We start from the raw sequence: 22458 nt of genomic DNA on the forward strand, positions 1-22458 counted from the left end.
AGTGTTTCAATTTAAAAACCGATATGGAGCTAAAACCAAATCAGCCTATACTAGTAATGGCCTCTATTAGAGACCTATTTTTATCTTACAGAGCCAATGATGAGATTTGAACTCATGACCTCTTCCTTACCAAGGAAACGCTCTACCCCTGAGCTACACCGGCAAAACCCTTACATAAGGAATAGACAACTTGACTTTAAACTCAATAAAAATAGAGTTTATTATAGAGCGAGAGACCAGGTTCGAACTGGCGACATTCAGCTTGGAAGGCTGACGCTCTACCAACTGAGCTACTCTCGCATTTATTAGCTTTACAACTAAAAGGTATTCAATATTTCAACTTATCTTTTCAGATAATTTTTGTGGGGAGAGCAGGATTCGAACCTGCGAAGGTTTCCCAACGGAGTTACAGTCCGTCCTCGTTGGCCGCTTGAGTATCTCCCCAATAAATCAATAAAGATTTATTACTTTTTTTGAGCCGATGGAGGGACTCGAACCCACGACCTGCTGATTACAAATCAGCTGCTCTAGCCAGCTGAGCTACATCGGCTTTTAACTTTATTTCGCTTCCAAAAAAAAGTCCGCTATTTCTAACGGACTGCAAATGTAAGCCTATTTTTTAATTGCGCAAATAAATTTTTATTTTTTTTTAATGTGCTGATAACTTTTCTTTTCTTTTTTTCAATTGACGCTCTAAAGATGAGGCACACTCATCGATACATTGCTCAAATGTTTTGCAAGTCTTTTTTACAACCATATCATCTCCTGGTACAAAAATTCTGATTTCGGCAATTTTATTTTCTGGTGCAGATGTCTTTTGAACTTTTAGATACACATCTGCATTAATAATTTTGCTATAAAATTGTTCTAGTTTATCTAATTTAACTTGTGCAAATTCAATAAGCTTAACATCTGCATCAAAATTTACTGCTTGCGTGTTTACCTTCATAATGGATCGTTTTAGTTTAATTATTTTTTTGATCTAGGGTGGGCACTACCGTAAACACCTTTCAAAGTAGCCATACTTGAATGCGTATAGATTTGAGTAGATGAAAGGCTTATGTGCCCTAACAATTCTTTTACCGCGTTTAAATCAGCACCGTAATCTAATAAATGTGTTGCAAATGTATGCCTGAGAACATGTGGACTGATCTTTACTTTCAAAGAAACCTTACTAAAGTATGATTTTATCACTCGATAAACAAGGCTTGGATAAATTTTATTCCCTTTTGATGTTATAAACAACTCTTCTACATTGGTGATTGCAAACTCATGTCTCAACGACAAATATTGTGATACGTGGCTTATAATAGAAGGAACCAATGGCACAATACGTTCTTTATTCCTTTTACCTAAAACTTTAATAGTTTGAGACTCCAGACTTATATCTTTAAGCTTTATATTGATCAACTCCTCTCTTCTTATACCAGTAGCATATAATAATTCTATGATTAAAAAATCGCGAGACTCAACAAAATTGTAATTATTGTAGCTAGAATCTAAAAGCTTTAGAACCTCTTCAGTAGAAAACGGTACTTGAATCTTTTTTGAAACCTTGAGACTTTTAAAAGCTGCAGCTGGACTAGTTGTCACCTTGCCTATTTTGAGCATAAATCCATAGAAAGATTTAAGAGATGACATTTTTCTATTTACCGTGCGAGAAGTATCTCCATTCTCTAATAAACTAGTCACCCAACTCCTAATCAAACTGTAATTAACTTCCTTTAAGTCAAAAACACCTTCATCCTTTAAAAAGTTTTTAAATTGATTTAAATCCTTCTCATAAGCATAGATAGTATGAGAAGAATAATTCTTCTCAAGCTCAAGATATTCTAAATAAGGTATTGTATCCATAAAAAAAAACCGCAAGACGTAAATGTATAAATTTACGACTAGCGGTATGGTATTCTAAAGAAGAAATTCTCTAGATATTCTCTGCGTCACGAAGTCCTTGAATATAAGAAGCTTTAATGTTTTGAGCACGTTTTGCAACAGATGGTTTAGTAAACTGCTGTCTCCTACGTAGTTCGCGCATTTTTCCCGTACGATCAAATTTTCTTTTGAAACGCTTGAGAGCTCTATCGATATTTTCTCCGTCTTTTACTGGTATTATTAACATAGTGTCATCACCTCCTTTCTTTGGATTGCAAAAGTACATTTTATTTTACAATCTCAAAGCGATTTATTTATTTAGATGTGTGTTTACGTTTTGCTTACGCGAAAACGGAACAAACTAACTACTTTGCAGCAGGCTTATAGTCCTTTCCATCCAACATCATTTTTGCAATAATCTCACGCATAATCTCACTAGTTCCGCCACCGATAGGACCTAGACGACTGTCACGCCACATTCTTGCTAAAGGGTATTCTTCTATGTAACCGTAGCCCCCTAAATACTGAAGACACTGATAAATAACCTCATCTGCAATTTTAGTCGAAACTAATTTAGACATACTCGCTTCCTTAACTGGATACAAACCCTTGTCTAACTCTTCTGCGATGGCATAGTTAAAGCATTTTGCCATTTCTACCTCACTCATCATATCTGCCATTCCGTGACGTAATGCTTGAAATTTATCTATAGTTGTTCCAAAAGCAGTACGTTCTTTCATATACTGAGCTGTATACTCTAGAGCAAATTCTGCTCGAGCGTGAGAATTTATACCCATTATTAAGCGTTCTAATGCAAAATGTTGCATGATATAAGGAAAACCTTTTCCTTCTTCACCCATTAAATTTTCTACTGGAATACGTACGTTATCAAAACCTATTTCACCAGTATCACTTGCTCTCCATCCTAATTTATTAAGTTTAGTAGCACTTATACCAGGTGTCTCGCGATCCATTACAAAAATAGAAATGCCTCTTCCCTTTGCGTCCACGTCTGTTTTGGCAGCAATTACTAGATAATCACTATAAACTCCATTTGTGATAAAAGTCTTAGAACCATTGATCACATAATGATCACCATCTTTCACAGCAGTTGTTCTCATTCCTGCAACGTCACTACCACCAAAAGGCTCTGTAATACCTAAACAACCTATCTTTTCTCCAGTAAGTGTAGGTACTAAATATTCTTGCTTGATACGCTCATCTCCTTCTTTTAATAAATGTTGTGCACCTAAAAAGGCTTGCACCCACATAGCAGCAGCAAAACCTCCCGAATTTATACGTTGCATTTCTTCAAGGAAAATAACGGTATAGAAAAAATCTAAATCTAGACCTCCATATTCTTCTGGATAATAAAGGCCAAAATAGCCCATCTCTCCCATCTTTTGAAAAATCTCTCGATCTATCTGACCTGTTTCCTCCCATCTTTCAATATGAGGAACAGCCTCTTTTTTAAGAAAATCTCTAAAACTCTGTCTGAAAGCATCATGCTCCTCAGTAAAATATTTTGAATACATAAATTGGTACAATATGATTATTGAAAAACATCCAAACCCATGTTTAAGATGCGATATTCTCAGTAAAAACTGATTATTTTAATTTAATGTCAAATATAACTGAATTAAGGCTAATTTTTCTTGAGGAAACCTTGATGTTAACAAGACTTTATCCCAACTTTTAAAACCATCACGCAACGTGCGTTGTTCTATTAGCTTTTCTACCAGATAGTCGTTAAAATATGGGATAGTTAACAACTCATCGTTTGTCGCAGTATTTAAAGCTATTTTCTTAAACCCTAAAGGAGCAGTCACATAAAAATGCTTCTTCAATTGAATCATTGTAGAGTCTGTTAATCCATAAACACCTCTTACTTGAGAAATATCAATAAAACCCTTCAAACGCTCTCTTTCTTTTATAATTCTACCTGAAAGAGCTGGACCTATTCCATAAACTTTTTTAAGGTCATCTTGACTAGCTCTATTGATGTCTTTTGCAACAACTTTTTGATCCTTAAAAAACGTGTAGTTGCTTGTATATGACTTCTTAGGGTTGGTCACCCATTCTGGAAATTTAAAATAGGGTGAGATGCTATCCAGCCACTGGTCACTTACTTGCGTTACTTGCTGGAACTCTTTTTTTGAATTGACCCATTTTCCGCTTTCGCGAAAGCGATGTAATCGATCTATCTCTTCAACACTTAAACCTAATTTGTAACCTCTATAATCGGTGATGTAATTAGGGTTAAAAGGGTAAATGGTGTCTCTTCTTCTTTGCTGAATTGCCACTAGTGAATCTAGTTTACTCTGGTAGGCAGAAGTATCCTCAATAACTAAAACTTCTTTAGGCATGTTTTTCAAGTATATATATCCTGAAAGAAAGATAATTAAGAGTATCATCAATACAAAAATCCCTCTTTGCTGTTTTCTATCAAATACAAAGAGGGATTTTATGTTGTTCATATTATTCAATCACTAGGCATCGGTTTTTAAACCAAGCTTGCCTGTTTTTAATTTTTTCCAATACTCATTTAAGTCTCTTCGTACCTCTCCAGACATAAGCAATAATCCAATTATATTAGGAAAAGACATTGCCAAAATCATCATATCTGAGAAATCTAACACTGCTCCTAGAGAAACAGAAGAACCTATTACAACAAATACCAAGAATATTATTTTATAAGCAATTTCTACAGCTCTAGTTCTACCAAAAAGATATGTCCATGCTCTCATTCCATAGTATGACCAGCTAATCATAGTACTGAAAGCAAAAAGAAATACTGCTCCAGCCAAAACATATGGAAACCATGAAATAACACTTCCAAAAGCATCTGAAGTTAATTGCGCTCCAGCTACACCTTCCACCTCATGCATTCCAGTAAATATTAACACCAAAGCAGTAAGAGTACAAACTACTACAGTATCAATAAAAGGTTCCAGCAATGCTACAAAGCCTTCTGATGGCGGATGATGTGTTTTTGCCGCACTGTGAGCGATAGCTGCAGATCCTACTCCAGCCTCGTTGGAGAATGCTGCTCTTTGAAAACCTACAATAAGAACACCAATAATACCACCTTTTATAGCCGAAGGACTAAAAGCTCCATCAATGATAGCACTAAATGCAGGGCCTATATTTTCAATATTAATAACTATAACAGCTAACGCGGCAACTACATAAACACTAGCCATAAATGGAACGACCTTCTCAGTTACTTTAGCAATACTTTTAATACCTCCGATGATTACAAAACCTACTAATACTGCTGTAACTACACCAAACCAAAAACCATAACCTTCTAGAAACTTGAACTGAGTAACTAGACCTGCAAAAGCTTGATTAGATTGAAACATATTACCTCCACCAAATGAAGCACCAATAGCTAAAACAGCAAACATTACCGCTAGTATTTTACCTAGTCCCTTTTTATTTTGTTTTGCTAGTCCGTAACGCAAATAATTCATTGGTCCGCCGTAAACAGAACCATCTTCAGCTATGAAGCGATACTTCACACCTAAAGTACATTCTACAAATTTAGATGACATACCAAGCAATCCTGCTAAAATCATCCAAAAGGTAGCTCCAGCACCACCTAATGATATAGCCACAGCAACACTCGCAATGTTTCCTAATCCTACAGTTCCTGAAACTGCCGTAGCTAACGCTTGAAAATGAGTAACCTGACCTGGTGCAGTTGGATCATCGTATTTCCCTTTTGCTAAATCAATAGAATGCTTAAACCCTCTAAAATTAATAAAGCCCATGCGTATTGTAAAAAATAAAGCTCCTAAAACAAGCCATACAACTATAAAAGGAATTCCCTTTGTTTGTACATCTCCATTAGGATGAAGTAAAGGAGTTTTCTCGCTATATTCCACTCGAGAAAATAAATGTGCTCCGGTCTCTACAACATCTCCACTATTTTGACCATTGTAAATAACATCTCCTTCATTAAGTACCTTACCTCTACTTTCTAAATATGTAAACACACCTGTAGATGGTGCCATAACTGTAACCTCTTCTTTACCTTCTATCTTAATTACAGCGACGGGATCTCCTTTTTTAACTGTTGAGCCATCTGGCTTGAGCCATTTTTTTAAGATATATTTATTTAAATCTCCAGCTTCCCAATCTGGAATAGAGATATTCTTTCCCTCAGCATAAACTACAGGATCATATATTCCTAAGGCACTAAAAGGGTCCCAGAATAAAACGTTACCCATGGCAGCCACTGCAGGTACAGCACCTCCGTTTAGAATTTCAGTAATATGCTCTGATTCTACTTTATAAACTCCCTCGGCACTTTTACCAGAGTTGTCTGTAACCAGCACTGTATACTCAATTCCTTCAGTAACTCCAGTAGCTTTATTTGATTTAAGAGATGTTGATTGGTTGGACCATTTATATGTAAATGGTGGCGTACCATTAAGAACTGAAATCTCTATGACACCATCATTTATCTCAGTAGTAGGGTTACTTGTAGTTGCTTCAAGTTTTAAGTCTTGAGCTTGTGAATACACTGCCGAACAAATAATGGCAAATAATAGAACGATTTTTTTCATTTTAATTTTTAATGATGGAAATTGAAGCAGCAAGATGCACAAAAATCTTGCTTTTTGAAAGTTTTAAGCCTACTAAGTTAGTTCGTTATTAATGCGATAAACTTTTTGAAGTTTTGCAATTTGCTTAGAATTACCAACAACAATTATTTTAGATCCTCGAACTAATTGTAATTCTGGATCTGGATTTACAGTATAATCTCCTTCTGGAGATTTGTAACCTATTATAGAACAACCTGTTTCTTTTCTAAGGTTCAAATCCAATATGGTGCAAGATCTCTCTTCATCAAACATTTGTTCAAAAGAAATTTGCTCTAAATTAACACCTTCATTTCCACCATAACTTAAATTATCCCAAAATTCAATTAAATCGGGACTTACAATTAGTGATGCCATATGTTGCCCACCTATGGTATCAGGCAGTATTACATTATCTGCACCAGCAAATTTTAATTTCTTATAGGAGTTATCTTCACTAGCCCTAGATATTATTTTTAAATCTTTATTGAGTTGTCTAGCACTTAACACTATAAACAAATTATCAGCATCCTCTGGAAGAGCCGTAATTAAAGTAGATGCTCTATCAATTCCGGCACTTAGTAATACCTCATCCTCATTTGCATTACCTCTTAAAAAATGCTCCTCATCTAGTAATGCATCATCAATCACCTGTTGATCCTTTTCTATAATAATGAATTCTCGTTTATAATCTTGTAGTTTTTGAATGGCCTGTTTTCCATTTCTACCATATCCACAAACAATAATGTGATTTTCCATAGCATCTAGATGTTTTAATTTTCTCTTCTTCCTAATATCTGCGAGACTGGTACTGGATAACAAATACTCTGTAATAGCAGACACCGCATAACCTACCACAATAACACTTATTAGAATGAAAAAAACTGTAAATAATTTAGCTTCTGGAGATGGCTCTCCTATTTCCCGATACCCAACAGTAGTTATGGTGATTACAGTCATATAAAGCGCATCTACCCAAGATAAATCCATAGTTATCTTAAATCCAAGGATACCTATCAGAAGCATCAAAAACAGTAAAGAAACTGCTATTTTAATTTTACTACGCACGTTTATTGACTTTATAATACATTAAAAACGGTGTTCTTTAAAGGTCAAAAACGCTACTGCGCTTTGTATAAATAAGATCTTTGATTTTTATCCAAAAGGCCATTATTAGGTAAACAGCAAAACCAGCGCCCAAAGTCGCAAATGTAAAATAGATAAAAGTAAGACGTACATTACGGGCTTTTATGCCCAATTTTTCTCCTACACGTGTAGATACGTAGAAACCGTATTTTTCCATGAGCGTGCGCAAATATGTAACTATTCCCATAACGTAAATTTAATACATAGCTTTGAAAAACAATAAAACTTCATTAATTGTTTGAAAACTCGTAATAATTACGTGCGTAAAAGTGATACCCCAATATCGCAACTCAAACACTTATTTACCTCACAGTAGTTGGACTTTAACTGCAATAATGATTGGGTTTGTAAAGCATTATCGACCTTAAAAAGTTTTTTAAAACCAGTAACTACGGTATTCTTTTCAGGTTTTAATTCATACATAAGCTCTATCAATTCTTCGGTCTTATCCTTTCCTATAAATTGTGCATGCATAAATTTAATAGGCACAATGCAATTGACAATCAGCAAGTCGATAAAGTCTGAAGTCAGTATTTTTTCTCTTTCTTCTGTTTCCTTATCAAAAACATGATGCCTATCCCAATATTTAGCCGCTTTGACATCAAATAATTTATGGATTTCATTTCTACTTTTAGCTAATAAAACCTCTCCAAAAAGCATTGGACTCATTTGATACAATCTCGATAATTGTGAAATCCTTATGGTAGGATAGTTTGCAGGTCGCAACCTAAAAAACTTCATAGGTGTAAGTGAAGGTTGTAGATTGTGTTTCGCCTTTGCGAAAGCGTATTCCTTAACCACATCTTTATAATATGGATCTTGATGGGATTGCGACAATAAATTTGCCTGACCTAGTAAGGTCGCTTCCAGTTGAAAAGAATCACGAGCTAATTTACGCACCGTAGCCTGATCGATGGATTGTGCCATTTGTTCAAAAGCATCTGCGTTTACCTTAGTCCCAAAACTGCGACACAACATCTGAAAAAAGACCGCTTCCCAGTCGTTATGATACCGTTCTAGCCTATCTGCGATTTTAAGATATCGCGACTGCAATCGTTCTATGAATAATTTCTCAAACCATTGCTGGCGTTTAAACTCATTGACACTAGGAAAATCACGTTCACAATTAATAAACTGATCATTTTTAACGCTAAAAAGCTTGCGGTAAGCAGTGATCAAATCTTCTGGAACATAATTACTCACTTCTAGCACTGGAATAGGTACTTCATCGCGCCTAGAAATCTCTGCATCGTGAATCCATACTACATGTAAAATCACATTGTCATAAGCAGGATCATCATCATGACCGTGTAAATACCAGTCGCTCGCTTTTACGTGCATTTCTACATTTCCCGCCCATTTTTGATCACCTATGGTTAGTCTAGCATTGAAAAAATCTGGACCACTATGATGATTATGAGTTCCTAAAGATTGTATAGCGATAGTTTCACCATTAGTAGTGGTTAATTCCAGACCACTTAGTTTTTTAAACTTCCAGAGGTAGTGAATAAAATCTTCTTGCATTTTACAGTTGAATCATTTCTCGCGTACTTCTTAAAAATACTATAAATTAATAATATTATGATATCTTGCGTTATAATTTTAAATGGAAATTATGAAATTAAGAAAAAGGTGTTACATATTATGTGTGTTACTTATCCCATTCGTAGGTATCAATGCTCAAAATGATAGTAATCTGGCAGCTCTATCCATTTCTTTAGGAACAAATTTTATAGATAACACAGGATCTCAAAATCCAGTAAATTTTTTAAGCGATTTTGATAATATGGCTTTTTCTAGGCCTATTGAAGTTTATGTAGGGTATGAATTAAATAATAAAATAGAATTATTTTTAGGAACAAGTTTAAACCGTTTTAAGTCTGGTCAGAATGTGGATGGTATTTTTATAACTGAAAATGTAGATTACAGCGCTGTAGATGCTGGTGTAAGATACTTCCCTAGAAATTTTAAAATTGGTAGAGATTCTTCTATTAAACCTTATGCACATTTAGGAATAGGTACTCACAATCTTATTGTAAATCAACCTACGGTTAATAGCGGTATAGGTATGCAGTACTTTATTAATCCTATGGTAGGAATTTATGCAAATGGTAATGCTAAGTTTTCACTGGATCAAGAGTTTTTTCAATCTAACCATTTTCAATACAGCATAGGCATTATTTTTAAGCCGTTTAATACTGATTATAATGACTGCGGGCTTTATAGGAATTAAAATTTATGTTTATTTATCATCCTCTGGATAAGTACCATCTTCATTGAGATAACCTTTATCCTTTAACCAGTCATCATTAAAAAACTTACCTACATAACGGCTACCGTGATCGTGAAATAAGATCACTACTACATCATCTTTAGTGAATCCGTATTCTTTGTGAATCTGTCGTAATCCTTTTATGGCAGCGCCTGCGCTGTTACCTAGGAACATACCTTCTTCTTTGGCAAGACGACGTGTATAAACCGCAGCGTCTTTATCCGTTACTTTAGTAAATCCATCGATAACTTCAAATCGTACGTTTAATGGTAAGATATCTTCACCTATTCCTTCTGTTACATAAGAATGGATTTCATTCTCGTCAAAAATTCCTGTCTCGTGGTATTTTTTAAAAACAGATCCATAGGTATCGATTCCCCAGATTTTCACATTAGGATTCTGTAATTTAAGATAGGTTCCTACACCAGATATGGTTCCTCCAGTTCCTACACCTACTACAAAATGCGTTATTTTTCCTTCGGTTTGTTTCCATATTTCTGGACCTGTACTATCGTAATGCGCTTTACAATTGGATGGATTATCATATTGATTTACATACCAGCTATTAGGTATTTCCTCACTTAATCGTTTACTTGTAGAATAATAGGACTGTGGATCATCTGGTTCCACATTTGTAGGACATACGTACACCTGTGCTCCTACAGCACGTAGGATATCCATTTTTTCTTTGGACTGTTTATCTGCTAGTACACAAATGAGTTTATAGCCTTTTATGATCGCTGCTAGTGCCAGCCCCATTCCTGTATTACCACTAGTTCCTTCTATGATGGTACCACCTGGTTGAAGGCGTCCATCAGCCTCAGCATCTTCTACCATTTTTAATCCCATTCTATCTTTAACAGAGTTTCCTGGGTTAAAAGTTTCGTATTTAGCAAGTACTAATGCTGGAATATCTTCTACTAACTTGTTCATTTTAACAAGAGGCGTATTTCCTATAGTACCTAATATATTTTCTGCGTAATCCATGTAATGTATTTGTCGTGCAAAAATAGGATTTTAGAAATGTCTAAATGAGAAATAAGTGTGAATCTCTGTTATAAATGTGAATCTGTGGTAGACATTTTAAAAAAATCCGCTTTCGCGAAAGCAGAACTAAAACCAAACTTTAAATACCTTATCTAAGCTTTTACACGATCATAGAACTCTTTTTTAGCAGCTTCATCACTACCGAAAAGCCATCGCACCACATGCTCATCCCACATATCGTCTGCTTGATCTGGTGTAATGATATTGCGCTCCATCGCAAGGTCAATAATTTTACCAGGATAAGAACTTTGCTTCTCACTATCCATTTCTCCAAGCGGATACGGATCGTCCAGACCGACAAGAACCTGTTTGGCACCTTGATTCTCTACTAGTAGTTTTAAAGAACCAGTATCATGAACCAGCGTATCAAAGAAAATATTAGGATGCCCTACAGATTTTCTTGGGTGTGTTTTTCCTTCAAACAGGTCAGGTCTACCGTCAAAACCTTGAATTCTACGACCTAAATTCATTTGAGCAAGTTGACCACCATGCGCAAAACAAATACGCATGCCTGGATATTTAAAAGCATAACCATTTAGAGTCAAAAAATGATAGGCATCTGCACATTGTGCGAGCATCCAGATCAAATGAAAACGCCAAGAGGTATTTTGTAATTTTATAAATTTCTCTCCATCATAAGGATGAATTTCTATAGCAAGATTGAGCTCGCTGGCGAGTTCAAAAATAGGCTCATTTTCTTCATCAAAAATACATCGCCACTGCCCTATCGTGTCCATATAATGAGTAGGCAGACAAAGCAACTTCATCCCTAAAACTTTTACACAACGCTCAATCTCCCACAATGCACCGCGCACATAACCTGGATGCACCACAAAACCACTCGTAAATTTTGATGGGTGATCGTGTTGTATTTTGGCATTAAAATCATTTTGAAAACGTAAGGCTTGTTTCATTTCTTCTAGGCGCAAACCGTTTCCGTAAAGCTGACTCAAATTAAGAATCACCGCATGGTCCAGTTTATACTTATCCATCCATTCTAGCTTTTCATCTAGAAAGAAACTAGAATCTGTTACGGGACGTGACCAGTCTTTTTGCAACATATTCTTACGCTCTGGATCTACCCAAAAAATTCCTTTTTCTCTCATGAAATCAGGAATTTGTTCTGGATAAGGAAGTAAGTGTGAATGACCGTTAATGCGTAGTTTTTTGTTCATGGCTGTTTCAGAATTAAGTCTGGATTACAAAGTACAAAGATTTTGTGAGGTGTGTTTTAATATTAATAAAGATCAAAATATACATTTCAAAAGCAATCTAACTCTATTTTCTATCTGTCCTGCGAACATCTTCCACTTAGACAAGCTCAATGCATCGCACTATGGAAGAATTCACTCTTCTTTACTGTTCAGTTTCGAATTCGAATTCAAGTTCAAATTCAAGTTCTTAAAGACTCTTCGTCCTTCCACCATCAACGGGCAAGTTAATACCGTTAATATATCCGGCTTTATCACTTGCTAGGAAAGTAATCGCATTTGCTACTTCTTCTGGTTGTGCAAATCTTCTTGCTGGAACGTGGCTTTTCATGATTTCGGCAGCTTGTTCTTCAGTCTGTCCTGCTCGAGATGCTTTTCCTGCGATGATTTTATCTAATCGGTCTGTTGCTGTAAATCCTGGCAAGACGTTATTTACTGTGATTCCGTGAGGTCCTAATTCAGTCGCAAGAGTCTTTGCCCAGCTCGCTACTGCACCACGTATAACGTTAGAAACACCTAAAAATTCAATTGGTGCTTTCACACTTGTAGAGATCACATTAATCACACGTCCATAACCAGCTTCTTTCATTCCTGGCGCACAGGCTTTGATCAATACTTGATTGCATTTTACGTGTTGTGTAAAAGCTTGCTCTAAGGCATCTACCTTAGCATCGATTAAAAATCCTGGTGCAGGACCGCCAGTATTGTTGATGATGATGTGTATAGGATTCGCTTTCGCGAAAGCGGAAACCACATTCTCCACTTCTCTAAAATTAGAAAAATCAGCTACGAGATAGATATGATCGTCACGATGGCTGGTATCCAATTCACTAAGTACCTCTTGTAATTTATTAGGATTACGTGCGAGTAGAATTACTCTAGCACCTGCTTGAGCAAACTGTTTTGCTGTTTCTCTTCCTATTCCTGTACTGCTACCACAAACAAGCGCAGTTTTATCTCTTAAGTTGATATTCATGTCGCTAAATTAAGGAAAATAGATAATACAGTTTTAAATAATAATTGAGAATAGTAACGGCAGATTCCAGACAAATTTGAATAAGCATCTTGATTCTATTAAAGTTTTTAGATTCAAATTTTCTGGAATGCCTACCTTTGTGGCTTTCCACAAATTATGATTGTAACAAAGAATAAAGAAGAGCTAGAAATCATGCGTCGTGCGGCGCTAATGGTAAGTAAAACCTTAGGAATGATTGCTGCCGAAATCAAACCTGGAGTAACCACATTGAGATTAGACACGCTTGCTGAAGAATATATAAGAGATAACGGCGCAATACCTGGTTTTAAAGGATTGTACGATTGCCCAAGTACGTTGTTGATATCGCCTAATGAAGAAGTGGTTCATGGAATCCCTAAAGAAGTGGCTATTAAAGAAGGTGATGTTCTTTCTATAGATTGCGGTGCCATTGTAGATGGTTTTTACGGCGATCACGCTTACACTTTTACAGTAGGTGAAGTTCCGCAGGAAACGCTAGATCTTTTAGAGCGAACTAAAAACTCCTTATATATAGGTATCGAGCAATTTAGAGTTGGTAAACGTGTAGGCGATGTAGGTTATGCGATACAAGAATATTGTGAGTCCTTCGGTTATGGAGTTGTAAGAGAATTAGTAGGTCATGGATTAGGAAGAGTAATGCATGAAGATCCACAGATGCCTAATTATGGTAAACGTGGTCGTGGAAAGAAGTTTGTAGAAGGAATGACCGTTGCAATAGAACCTATGATCAATTTAGGAACTAAAGACATCAAGCATTATCCAGATGGCTGGACGATCAAAACTAAAGACATGAAACCTAGTGCGCATTTTGAGCACAATATTGCCATTGTTGATGGTGAGCCACGATTGTTAAGTACATTTGATTATATCTATGATGTTTTAGGAATCACTTCTAATGAAGAAGATCCTTATCGATGGAAAGAGTAAAAAGGTAAAAATAAAATCAGAAAGAAAATCAAAATGTCAGTTCGAGCACAGTCGAGAACGGTTTAGAGGTTTTACCCATTAGAGATGGCGAAAAAATTTCCGATTTAACTATTATTTGGATAGTTCCAGCAGATTCCGCATCGAGTGCGGAATGATCAATAATAATTATGAAACGTATTTTTAAATTCTTCCTCAACCTCATCCCTAGGCCTTGGCTCATAAGCGCAAGTTATTATGTGCGCCCATTGATCGCATGGTGGTATCGTGGTGATCGATATGAAGATCCTATTGATGGAAAGACTTTTAAAAGCTTTTTACCTTATGGTTATGAAAGTGTACGCGAGAATGTATTGTCACCTTCTACACTTTCTTTAGAACGTCACAGATTGCTTTGGTTGTACTTAAAGAACAAAACAGATTTATTAACGCGACCGCAAAAATTATTGCATTTTGCACCAGAGCAATGTTTTTATAAACGCTTTCGCAATAGCGAAACTATTCAATACACCACAACAGACCTGAACTCTCCACTAGCTGATGTTCTTGCAGATATCTGTGATCTTCCATTTTCAGATAACGAGTTTGATTTTATTCTTTGCAATCACGTATTAGAACATATTCCTGACGATTTTAAAGCCATGCAAGAAATCTTTCGAATTCTAAAGCCTGGCGGCAATGCAATCCTACAAATACCCTTAGAAAATAATCGCGAGGTGACTTTTGAAGACGATTCTATTACCGACCGCAAGGAACGAGCAAGGATTTTTGGACAATACGATCATGTGCGTGTTTACGGCATGGATTATTTTCAACGTCTAGAAAAGGTAGGATTTAAAATAGATGCTATAGATTACACCAAAGAATTAGGTGCCAAACAAGTAGATCGTTATAGACTTGCAGCTGGTGAGTTGATACCTGTGGTGAGGAAGTAGTTAACCTGCCTTCTTTACAAATCGCTCAAAATCTGGAGTAGTTTCAAACCTTAATAATCCTGCTCTATCCGTATACATGATGACCACATCTAGGTCTCGTAAGTTTTTAAGCAGCTCTCTTGATTTTTCCAATGGCATCGCCATAAAAGCTGTTGCAAAACCGTCAGCAAGTGTGCAGTTTTTTGCAATCACGTTAACTCCTAGAACTTCGCTAGGTTGCGCCATTCCGGTCAGCGGATTTACGGTATGAACAAATTCCTGGCCGCTTTCTTCGTCTATCTTAAACTTGCGATAATTACCGCTGCCAGCCATGGCTTCATTCGACAATTCTAACACGGTAACATAAACACGCTCACCTGGTTTTTGATTTGGATCATCTATTCCTATAGACCATTTGCCGTTGCGTTCTAGATTGATTCCTTTTGTTACCAACTCGCCACCTACTTCTACTAGGTAATTGTCAACACCTTTGTCATCTAACAATCTTGACATATAATCAACTAAAGTACCTTTTGCGATAGCATTAAATTCTAAATACATTCCTTTTTGATCAGACTTGATATAAAAAGAATCTTTGACCTTAGAAGGAACTATACTCATTTTATAAAAACCTACAAACTGTTTTAGACTATCAACTTTCTTTTGAGAAGGAATGCGTTCTTGTTTTCCATTTGCACCAAAACCATAGGCGTTTACTAAATTACCGACCGTAGGATCAAAATATCCGTCGGTTTTGCGATATACTTCTTGTGCTTGTTCAAATACTTCTTTAAATGGTTTTCCTACTAGCACGCTATCTTCTCCAGCATTGATTCTATTAATTAAAGAACCTTTTACCCAAGTGCTCATAGAGTTATTAAACATGTCTATAATACTATCCACATCTTCTTTAACAGACAGCTCTTCATCTGCAAATAACTTTATAGAGTAAGTAGTTCCTATAGCGTTACCAACAAATTCTTGAGGTTCTGAAGCTACTTTTTCTACTTGGTTTTCCTTGCATGAAATCAAGACCAAAACCATTAATAAAACAATACTAATTTTCATAAATATTTTTTTTTAACTGCTATACCAACTCACTTTCAATCTTAACAAATTCTCTCCTGCGCTCCAACTGACATTATCGATATTATTTAATCTCAATCAACCCAGCAAAATTCACCACATAATCATCTTCATGATGCACTGGCATTTCATAATTGCGTGAATTTGCTAGTCCTACACCGGCATAATATGTGGTAGCTTTATATTTATTACCATGATCACGCATCATGTTCATCAGCTTCTCATCATATTCTACAGGGTTTGCAGGATAAGTCACAGCTCTAACCACAACAAAATGAAGAAATTTATCTTTTAAAGCAACAAACTGCGGATCTCTTTTCGGCTTTGAATTGATCGATAAAAACTCAAAACCTAATTCTTCCATTTCTTTACCGACTATATTCATTGCCAGTTGATGTAATTCTTGTTCTGATAGAGGTGTTAGCATTTTACAAAGATAAAGTTCATAGCTTAATTAAGAGTTAAAGTTATATCGCTTTCGCGAAAGCGAATACACAAAAAACCTTTTTCATATATTTAGAACCGACAAGATTCTAAGCCCATGAAAATTAAATTTTACGTCCTATTTGCCTTCACCTCTATTTTTCTATCCAGTTGTAAAGAAGATTCTAAGACTGACTTATCCATAGCCGAAGCAGACCAACCGCTTACCGAATACGTCAACACTTTTATAGGAACTGGTGGACATGGTCATACCTATCCTGGCGCTACTATGCCTTTTGGGATGATGCAGTTAAGTCCAGACACCAGACTCGACGGTTGGGATGGCTGCAGCGGTTACCACTATTCAGACGATGTTATTTATGGATTTTCACATACTCATTTAAGTGGTACTGGAGTAAGCGATTATGGAGATGTACTTTTAATGCCTACTAACAAACCTGTCCTTTATAACGGTGCTGATGGCAATGAAGGCTATTCCTCAAAGTTCTCTCACAATAAGGAAAAAGCCAGTCCTGGATATTATGAAGTACACCTAGACGATGCAGAAATAGATGTACGATTAACCGTTACAGCACGTGCAGGCGTTCATGAATACCGCTATATCAATAGCGAGAACCAATACGTCATCCTAGACTTGTTACATAGAGACAAGCTGGTAGAACATGACCTTCAATTTAACAGCGCAACCGAACTTCAAGGGAAACGATTTTCTAGCGCATGGGCAACCAATCAAATGTTATTTTTCTATGTAAAAACATCGCATCCTATAAAGAATTGGAATACAAAATATGAATCTACTCCAAAGGTGCTAGCACTAGAATTCGACAACCCAAACAACGAACCTGTTACCATAAAAATAGGAATTAGCCCAGTAGATGCAGCTGGTGCAAAAAGAAATCTAGAAACAGAAATAGGCAACAGAGACTTTGACACCATTAAAAAGCAAGCTAACGACACTTGGGAAAAGCAATTAAGTAAAATCGTGATTGAAGATGAAAATCACGATAATAAAGTCAACTTTTACACAGCATTGTATCATACCATGATTGCGCCTAATTTATATCAAGATGTGGACGGTCGTTACCGTGGTATGGACTTAGAAATTCACGAGACGCAAGACTTTGATTACTACACCGTATTCTCACTTTGGGATACTTATCGTGCCGCACATCCATTGTACACCATTATTGAGCAAGAAAGAACAAACGATTTTATCAATACGTTTAACGCAAAATATGATGAAGGTGGCATTCTGCCCATTTGGGATTTAAGTGGTAATTATACCGGTTGTATGATAGGTTATCATGCGGTTCCCGTTATTGCAGATGCTTACTTAAAAGGAATCAGAGATTATGATACCCACAAAGCTTTTGAAGCAATGATCCATAGTTCTATTCAAGATAAATTAGGCTTAGAATCCTATAAAAAATATGGTTTCATTCCTGTAGAGATGGAAAGTGAATCGGTTTCTAAAACGCTAGAATATGCCTACGACGATTGGACTATTGCTCAAATGGCAAAAGCTATGGGCGACCAGGAAAAGTATCGCCAATACATCAAACGAGCACAGCATTTTAAAAACATGTACAATCCGCAAACCCGTTTTATGCAAGGTCGTTACCGCAATACTTGGTTTGCGCCATTTAAACCAGAAGAAGTCAACTTTAATTATACCGAGGCAAATGCCTGGCAATACAGTTTGTACGCACCACAAGATATTTCTGGTCATATCAACTTAATGGGTGGCGATGCGGCTTATGAAAAGCATCTCGATAATATGTTTGCCGCGCAAATGGAAACATCTGGTCGTCATCAAGCAGATATCACTGGACTCATAGGTCAGTACGCGCATGGGAATGAGCCTAGTCATCACATGGCATATCTTTATAATTATGTCGGTCAACCTCAAAAAACCCAGGAAAAAGTACATGAAATTCTGACTACTTTGTATCATAACGATCCAGATGGCGTTTCTGGCAATGAAGATTGTGGCCAGATGAGCGCTTGGTATGTGTTGAGTTCGCTAGGTTTTTATCCCGTCACTCCAGGAAGTAATAAATATGCGATTGGGACACCACTTTTTGACAAAGCAACCATCAACTTAGAAAATGGCGAGCAATTTACTTTGATTAAAAATGGAGAAGGGAAGTATATTGATGGAATTCATTATTCAAGTTCTGCTTTCGCGAAAGCGGAATCCAAAATAGATTCGACTTCAAGTTTAAATTCAATTTCGAGTTCATTCCTAACTCATGAAATGATTACCAATTCTGGAACGCTTATCTACCACATGAGTGAAACACCTACAGATTGGGCAACTGCTAAAGAAGACAGAATAGTAAGTGCGATCAATGAAGAACACATGCCAGCAGTTCCCTACATAGAATCTGGTGATATTTCATTCTCTGAAACAACTACCGTTTCATTGAACAGTATTGATGAAAATGCTGATATTTATTTCAAGATCAATGATGATGAGTTTAAGTTGTACCAAGAACCTATAACTATTTCAGAACCATTGCAACTATCTATTTATGCGATTCATAATGACAAAATAAGTTATATGGTAACGACAGACTTCTTTAAATACGACAAAAATATGTCGGTTGTGCTGGAGCATGAATATGCAAACGAATACAGTGCAGGTGGCAATGACGCACTCATCGATGGAATGAAAGGAACAGAAGATTTCCGTTCTGGATCCTGGCAAGGAACACAAAAAGAAGATGTTGTAGCTACTGTAGATTTAGGAAGTTCTAAAGATATTTCTCAAATAAGTACTAGTTTTTTGAAGGACCAACGCAGCTGGATTTTTTATCCCAAGGAAGTGGTTTTTGAACTATACGATGAAAATAAAAAGCTCCTCAAAACCGTGGTTGAAAAACTACCAGAAACCGGTAAAGAAGAAATAGTTGCTATTTATGATGTAAACATCAACACATCTGTCAAAAATGTGCGCTTTGTAAAAATGAGAGCCGTCACTTATGGTAAGTTACCAGAATGGCATTTAGGCTATCCATACGATGGTGACGCATGGATTTTTGTGGATGAGATATCGATTAAGTAGGTTTTGGATTATTGGACAAATTGATAATCCTTTGAACCATTTTCTGAAAAATTGAAATGATTAAAAAACTCCTTTCAGATCCCTGATAATTTGCTCAAGCAAATTTCTGGAAAAGGAAAGGTGAGCAAAACGAGTGGCAACGAGTTTTGGTCGGAAAGGTTGGATGCGATTCTAGTTATTTTCTTCACAACTTGTATCTTCACAAAATCACTAAGCAAGCACCATGGAAATAAAAAACTTCATCAATAATCAAGAAATGATTCCGCTATCTGGAATGTGGTTGGATAATTATGAACCAGCCTCAGGAACTATTTATGGTGATATCCCTAATTCTAATGAAGATGATGTAGAAAAGGCTTATCAAGCGGCAGCTTCGGCTTTTCCTTCTTGGTCTAATACTTCTATTGATGAACGTTCTAAAATCATGTTGCGCATCGCAGACTTGATTGAAGAAAACCTAGATCTACTCGCCGCTGCCGAAAGTCGTGATAACGGGAAACCATTATGGCTAGCTAAAGCAGTTGACATACCGCGAGCGAGTTCTAACTTTAGATTCTATGGAAATGCGATCACTCAGTACGCGAGCAAAGCTCATGAAAGTGTTGGTAAAAACACGATAAATTTTACGATGCGCAAACCTATTGGTGTTGTAGGTTGCATCTCTCCATGGAATTTACCCTTGTATCTATTCTCTTGGAAAATCGCTCCAGCGATCGCTGCTGGAAATTGCGTAGTAGCAAAGCCTAGTGAAATAACGCCAGCAACAGCTTATTTATTAGGTGAGATCGTCAAAAAAGCAGGATTGCCAGCTGGTGTTCTCAATATTGTTCATGGAAATGGAGCCAGTTGTGGTCAGGCAATTGTAGCGCATCCTCACATCAAAGCGATTAGTTTTACTGGCGGGACGACTACCGGCGCTCATATTGCGCGCACTGCTGCACCTATGTTTAAAAAACTATCGCTGGAATTAGGTGGTAAAAATCCCAACATCATTTTTGCCGATTGCGATTATGAAAAAATGCTGGATACCACAGTTCGCTCTTCCTTTGCAAACCAAGGTCAGATTTGTCTTTGCGGCAGCCGAATTTTCGTCCAGCAAGACATTTACGAGCGATTTAAAGCAGACTTTGTTGATCGTGTGAAAGATCTTAGAGTAGGCCATCCAGATCAAACTAGCACCAAAGTTGGTGCTGTTGTAAGTGCTTCTCATAGAGAAAAGATTGAAGAGTATCTCGCTTTCGCGAAAGCAGAACCAAAAAACTACACCATCCTAACTGGTGGCAATCGAGTAACAGTAGCAAATTTTGAAAACGGTTACTACCTAGAACCAACCGTAATCGAAGTAACGTCCAACGACTGCAAATTGAACCAAGAAGAAATCTTTGGACCGGTGGTAACCATCATGCCATTTACAGACGAACAGCACGCACTAGAATTGGCAAACGGAACCAAATACGGATTGAGCGCTACTTTATGGACTAACGATTTATCGAGAACCATGCGCATGTCTCAAGAAATTGAAGCAGGAATTGTATGGGTAAATACTTGGCTGAATCGTGATTTAAGAACACCTTTTGGTGGCGTGAAAGACAGCGGCGTAGGTCGTGAAGGCGGCTTTGAGGCCTTGGACTTCTTTACAGAGCCTAAGAACGTTTGTATTGAATACTAAGACCTGTCACCGACAGGATGTCACCAAAAAAACAGACTATCTAAAAACCGCCAATATTAAGGCACCTCAATTATAACGTAAGATTCAAGAGCATAAACTTTTATCAACCTTAAGAAAAATACAAAAATTGATGTTATCGCATAGTAATTGTGAATTATTAAGAAAAATACAAAAATTGTTATGAAAGTATTAGTTATAGGAGCAGGAAACATGGGACTTACTTACGCTGAAGGAATGGGCGATTCCATGATTTTAGGGCGTAAAAGGTTAAGAATCTATGATACTGATCCTAATAAAATTAAAACACTTCAAGAAGAAAATAAATTTGACATTTACACTTCCCTAGAGGATTGTTTACCACAAGCTGATATTGTTTTTATAGCCGTGAAACCATATCATTCTCAAGATCTTTTTGAAGAGATGCAATCATTAGTTAGACCTGATCAATTGTTTATATCTTTAATGGCAGGTGTCACTATCGAGACTATTCAAGAAGGCTTAAAGGTTTCTAAAGTGATCAGAACCATGCCTAATTTACCAGCTAAAGTTGGAAAAGGAGTAACTTCCTACACAGGTGCAAAAGAAGTGTCTAGAATAGAGTTATTAACCGCAAGACATTTACTTGACACAACTGGAACATCTATTCATGTAAAAACTGAGAAGTTTATCGATGCCTCTACTGGTATTTCTGGAAGTGGTCCAGCTTATGTTTTTTACTTTATGCAATCCATGCTGGATGCAGCTTTGAAAATGGGCTTTACAGATTATGATTCTAAAGTTTTAGTAAGCAATACTTTTGAAGGAGCGATTGAACTATTTAATCAGTCTGATATTTCTCCTAAAAGCTGGATCAATAAAGTTGCCTCAAAAGGTGGCACAACTCAAGCTGCTATAGATTCTATGGATGATAATAATGTAAAACAACTTATTCAAGATGCTGCTTATGCCGCTTTTGATCGTGCTGTAGAGTTGGGTAAAAAATAGTAGTTTATAAAACTAACATCTAGATTTGATTTATAAAATGCCAACACGGATAGTTGGTATGTCAAATGTTATTCATCCTTTTAAAGTAAAACTTCTTGAAACCAACATGCCAAGTATTTCTCTTGGCATGTTTGGTTGCTATCGATAAAATTAAATACTGGTCTAAAAACCAGCATCTCGATTTGATTTAGACATTGCCAAAACCTATAGTTGGCATG

General features: G+C 36.6%; 20 protein-coding genes and 4 tRNA genes. 6 read left to right on the plus strand and 18 right to left on the minus strand.

From position 1 onward, the window contains the following. Positions 1-91 precede the first annotated feature (91 nt). The 13 genes from ACTF54_RS09155 to ACTF54_RS09215 form a co-directional block, all read right to left on the minus strand. Positions 92-163, minus strand: a tRNA-Thr gene (locus tag ACTF54_RS09155). A gap of 64 nt (positions 164-227) precedes the next feature. After that, positions 228-300, minus strand: a tRNA-Gly gene (locus tag ACTF54_RS09160). A gap of 63 nt (positions 301-363) precedes the next feature. Beyond that, positions 364-444, minus strand: a tRNA-Tyr gene (locus ACTF54_RS09165). A 32-nt stretch (positions 445-476) separates the two neighbouring features. Further along, positions 477-550: transfer RNA gene (locus tag ACTF54_RS09170), tRNA-Thr, on the minus strand. A gap of 99 nt (positions 551-649) precedes the next feature. Further along, positions 650-949, minus strand: coding sequence for a ribosome hibernation-promoting factor, HPF/YfiA family (gene hpf / locus ACTF54_RS09175; RefSeq protein WP_347196838.1), 300 nt, complete (start codon positions 947-949; stop codon positions 650-652). Between the two features lie 20 nt (positions 950-969). Beyond that, entirely contained in the window at positions 970-1854 is an 885-nt protein-coding gene (locus ACTF54_RS09180; RefSeq protein WP_347196839.1) for a tyrosine-type recombinase/integrase, read from the minus strand. 70 nt (positions 1855-1924) lie between these two features. Further along, positions 1925-2119 carry a 30S ribosomal protein S21 gene (rpsU, locus tag ACTF54_RS09185; RefSeq protein WP_169932110.1) on the minus strand — a complete coding sequence of 65 codons (195 nt, stop codon included), beginning with the start codon at positions 2117-2119 and terminating at the stop codon, positions 1925-1927. A 118-nt stretch (positions 2120-2237) separates the two neighbouring features. Further along, positions 2238-3407, minus strand: coding sequence for an acyl-CoA dehydrogenase family protein (locus ACTF54_RS09190; protein WP_347196840.1), 1170 nt, complete (start codon positions 3405-3407; stop codon positions 2238-2240). 78 nt (positions 3408-3485) lie between these two features. Then, on the minus strand, positions 3486-4238 hold the full coding sequence (locus ACTF54_RS09195) for a helix-hairpin-helix domain-containing protein (RefSeq protein WP_347196841.1): 753 nt from the start codon (positions 4236-4238) through the stop codon (positions 3486-3488). A 123-nt stretch (positions 4239-4361) separates the two neighbouring features. Beyond that, positions 4362-6446, minus strand: coding sequence for an amino acid carrier protein (locus tag ACTF54_RS09200; RefSeq protein ID WP_347196842.1), 2085 nt, complete (start codon positions 6444-6446; stop codon positions 4362-4364). 72 nt (positions 6447-6518) lie between these two features. Next, complete coding sequence (locus ACTF54_RS09205; protein WP_347196931.1) at positions 6519-7487, minus strand: potassium channel family protein; 969 nt, start codon at positions 7485-7487, stop codon at positions 6519-6521. Between the two features lie 79 nt (positions 7488-7566). After that, the gene (locus tag ACTF54_RS09210) at positions 7567-7794 is read right to left on the minus strand and encodes a PspC domain-containing protein (RefSeq protein ID WP_347196843.1); all 228 of its coding nucleotides are present in this window, start codon (positions 7792-7794) and stop codon (positions 7567-7569) included. Between the two features lie 68 nt (positions 7795-7862). After that, a complete protein-coding gene (locus ACTF54_RS09215) occupies positions 7863-9131 on the minus strand; it encodes a DUF2851 family protein (RefSeq protein ID WP_438969205.1) in 1269 nt (422 codons plus the stop codon). Between the two features lie 91 nt (positions 9132-9222). Between ACTF54_RS09215 and ACTF54_RS09220 the strand changes: the two genes are divergently transcribed. Continuing rightward, positions 9223-9840, plus strand: coding sequence for a hypothetical protein (locus tag ACTF54_RS09220; RefSeq protein ID WP_438969206.1), 618 nt, complete (start codon positions 9223-9225; stop codon positions 9838-9840). 9 nt (positions 9841-9849) lie between these two features. Here the strand turns inward: ACTF54_RS09220 and ACTF54_RS09225 are convergent, their stop codons facing one another. From ACTF54_RS09225 to ACTF54_RS09235, 3 genes are all read right to left on the minus strand, one after another. Continuing rightward, on the minus strand, positions 9850-10866 hold the full coding sequence (locus tag ACTF54_RS09225; protein WP_438969207.1) for a PLP-dependent cysteine synthase family protein: 1017 nt from the start codon (positions 10864-10866) through the stop codon (positions 9850-9852). A gap of 152 nt (positions 10867-11018) precedes the next feature. Continuing rightward, positions 11019-12101: an amidohydrolase family protein gene (locus ACTF54_RS09230; protein ID WP_347196847.1), complete on the minus strand. Its 1083-nt coding sequence runs from the start codon at positions 12099-12101 to the stop codon at positions 11019-11021. A 226-nt stretch (positions 12102-12327) separates the two neighbouring features. Beyond that, positions 12328-13113: an SDR family oxidoreductase gene (locus ACTF54_RS09235; protein WP_347196848.1), complete on the minus strand. Its 786-nt coding sequence runs from the start codon at positions 13111-13113 to the stop codon at positions 12328-12330. Between the two features lie 156 nt (positions 13114-13269). Between ACTF54_RS09235 and map the strand changes: the two genes are divergently transcribed. Both map and ACTF54_RS09245 read left to right on the plus strand, forming a co-directional pair. Next, positions 13270-14079 (plus strand): type I methionyl aminopeptidase, encoded by an 810-nt coding sequence (map, locus tag ACTF54_RS09240; RefSeq protein WP_347196849.1) that lies wholly within the window; start codon positions 13270-13272, stop codon positions 14077-14079. A 167-nt stretch (positions 14080-14246) separates the two neighbouring features. Then, positions 14247-15011: a class I SAM-dependent methyltransferase gene (locus tag ACTF54_RS09245; RefSeq protein ID WP_347196850.1), complete on the plus strand. Its 765-nt coding sequence runs from the start codon at positions 14247-14249 to the stop codon at positions 15009-15011. On the opposite strand, the gene ACTF54_RS09250 is transcribed toward ACTF54_RS09245, so the two are convergent. Both ACTF54_RS09250 and ACTF54_RS09255 read right to left on the minus strand, forming a co-directional pair. After that, entirely contained in the window at positions 15012-16058 is a 1047-nt protein-coding gene (locus ACTF54_RS09250) for an FAD:protein FMN transferase (protein ID WP_347196851.1), read from the minus strand. A gap of 82 nt (positions 16059-16140) precedes the next feature. Then, entirely contained in the window at positions 16141-16503 is a 363-nt protein-coding gene (locus ACTF54_RS09255) for a Na(+)-translocating NADH-quinone reductase subunit F (protein WP_347196852.1), read from the minus strand. Positions 16504-16617: 114 nt separating this feature from the next. On the opposite strand from ACTF54_RS09255, the gene ACTF54_RS09260 reads away from it, so the two are divergent. From ACTF54_RS09260 to proC, 3 genes are all read left to right on the plus strand, one after another. Then, entirely contained in the window at positions 16618-19587 is a 2970-nt protein-coding gene (locus tag ACTF54_RS09260) for a GH92 family glycosyl hydrolase (protein ID WP_438969208.1), read from the plus strand. Between the two features lie 223 nt (positions 19588-19810). Then, positions 19811-21256: an aldehyde dehydrogenase gene (locus ACTF54_RS09265; protein ID WP_347196854.1), complete on the plus strand. Its 1446-nt coding sequence runs from the start codon at positions 19811-19813 to the stop codon at positions 21254-21256. 180 nt (positions 21257-21436) lie between these two features. Next, on the plus strand, positions 21437-22240 hold the full coding sequence (gene proC, locus ACTF54_RS09270) for a pyrroline-5-carboxylate reductase (protein ID WP_347196855.1): 804 nt from the start codon (positions 21437-21439) through the stop codon (positions 22238-22240). Positions 22241-22458: the final 218 nt, after the last annotated feature.

The sequence above is a fragment of the Nonlabens sp. genome (genome assembly GCF_965657255.1).
Taxonomy (GTDB): domain Bacteria; phylum Bacteroidota; class Bacteroidia; order Flavobacteriales; family Flavobacteriaceae; genus Nonlabens.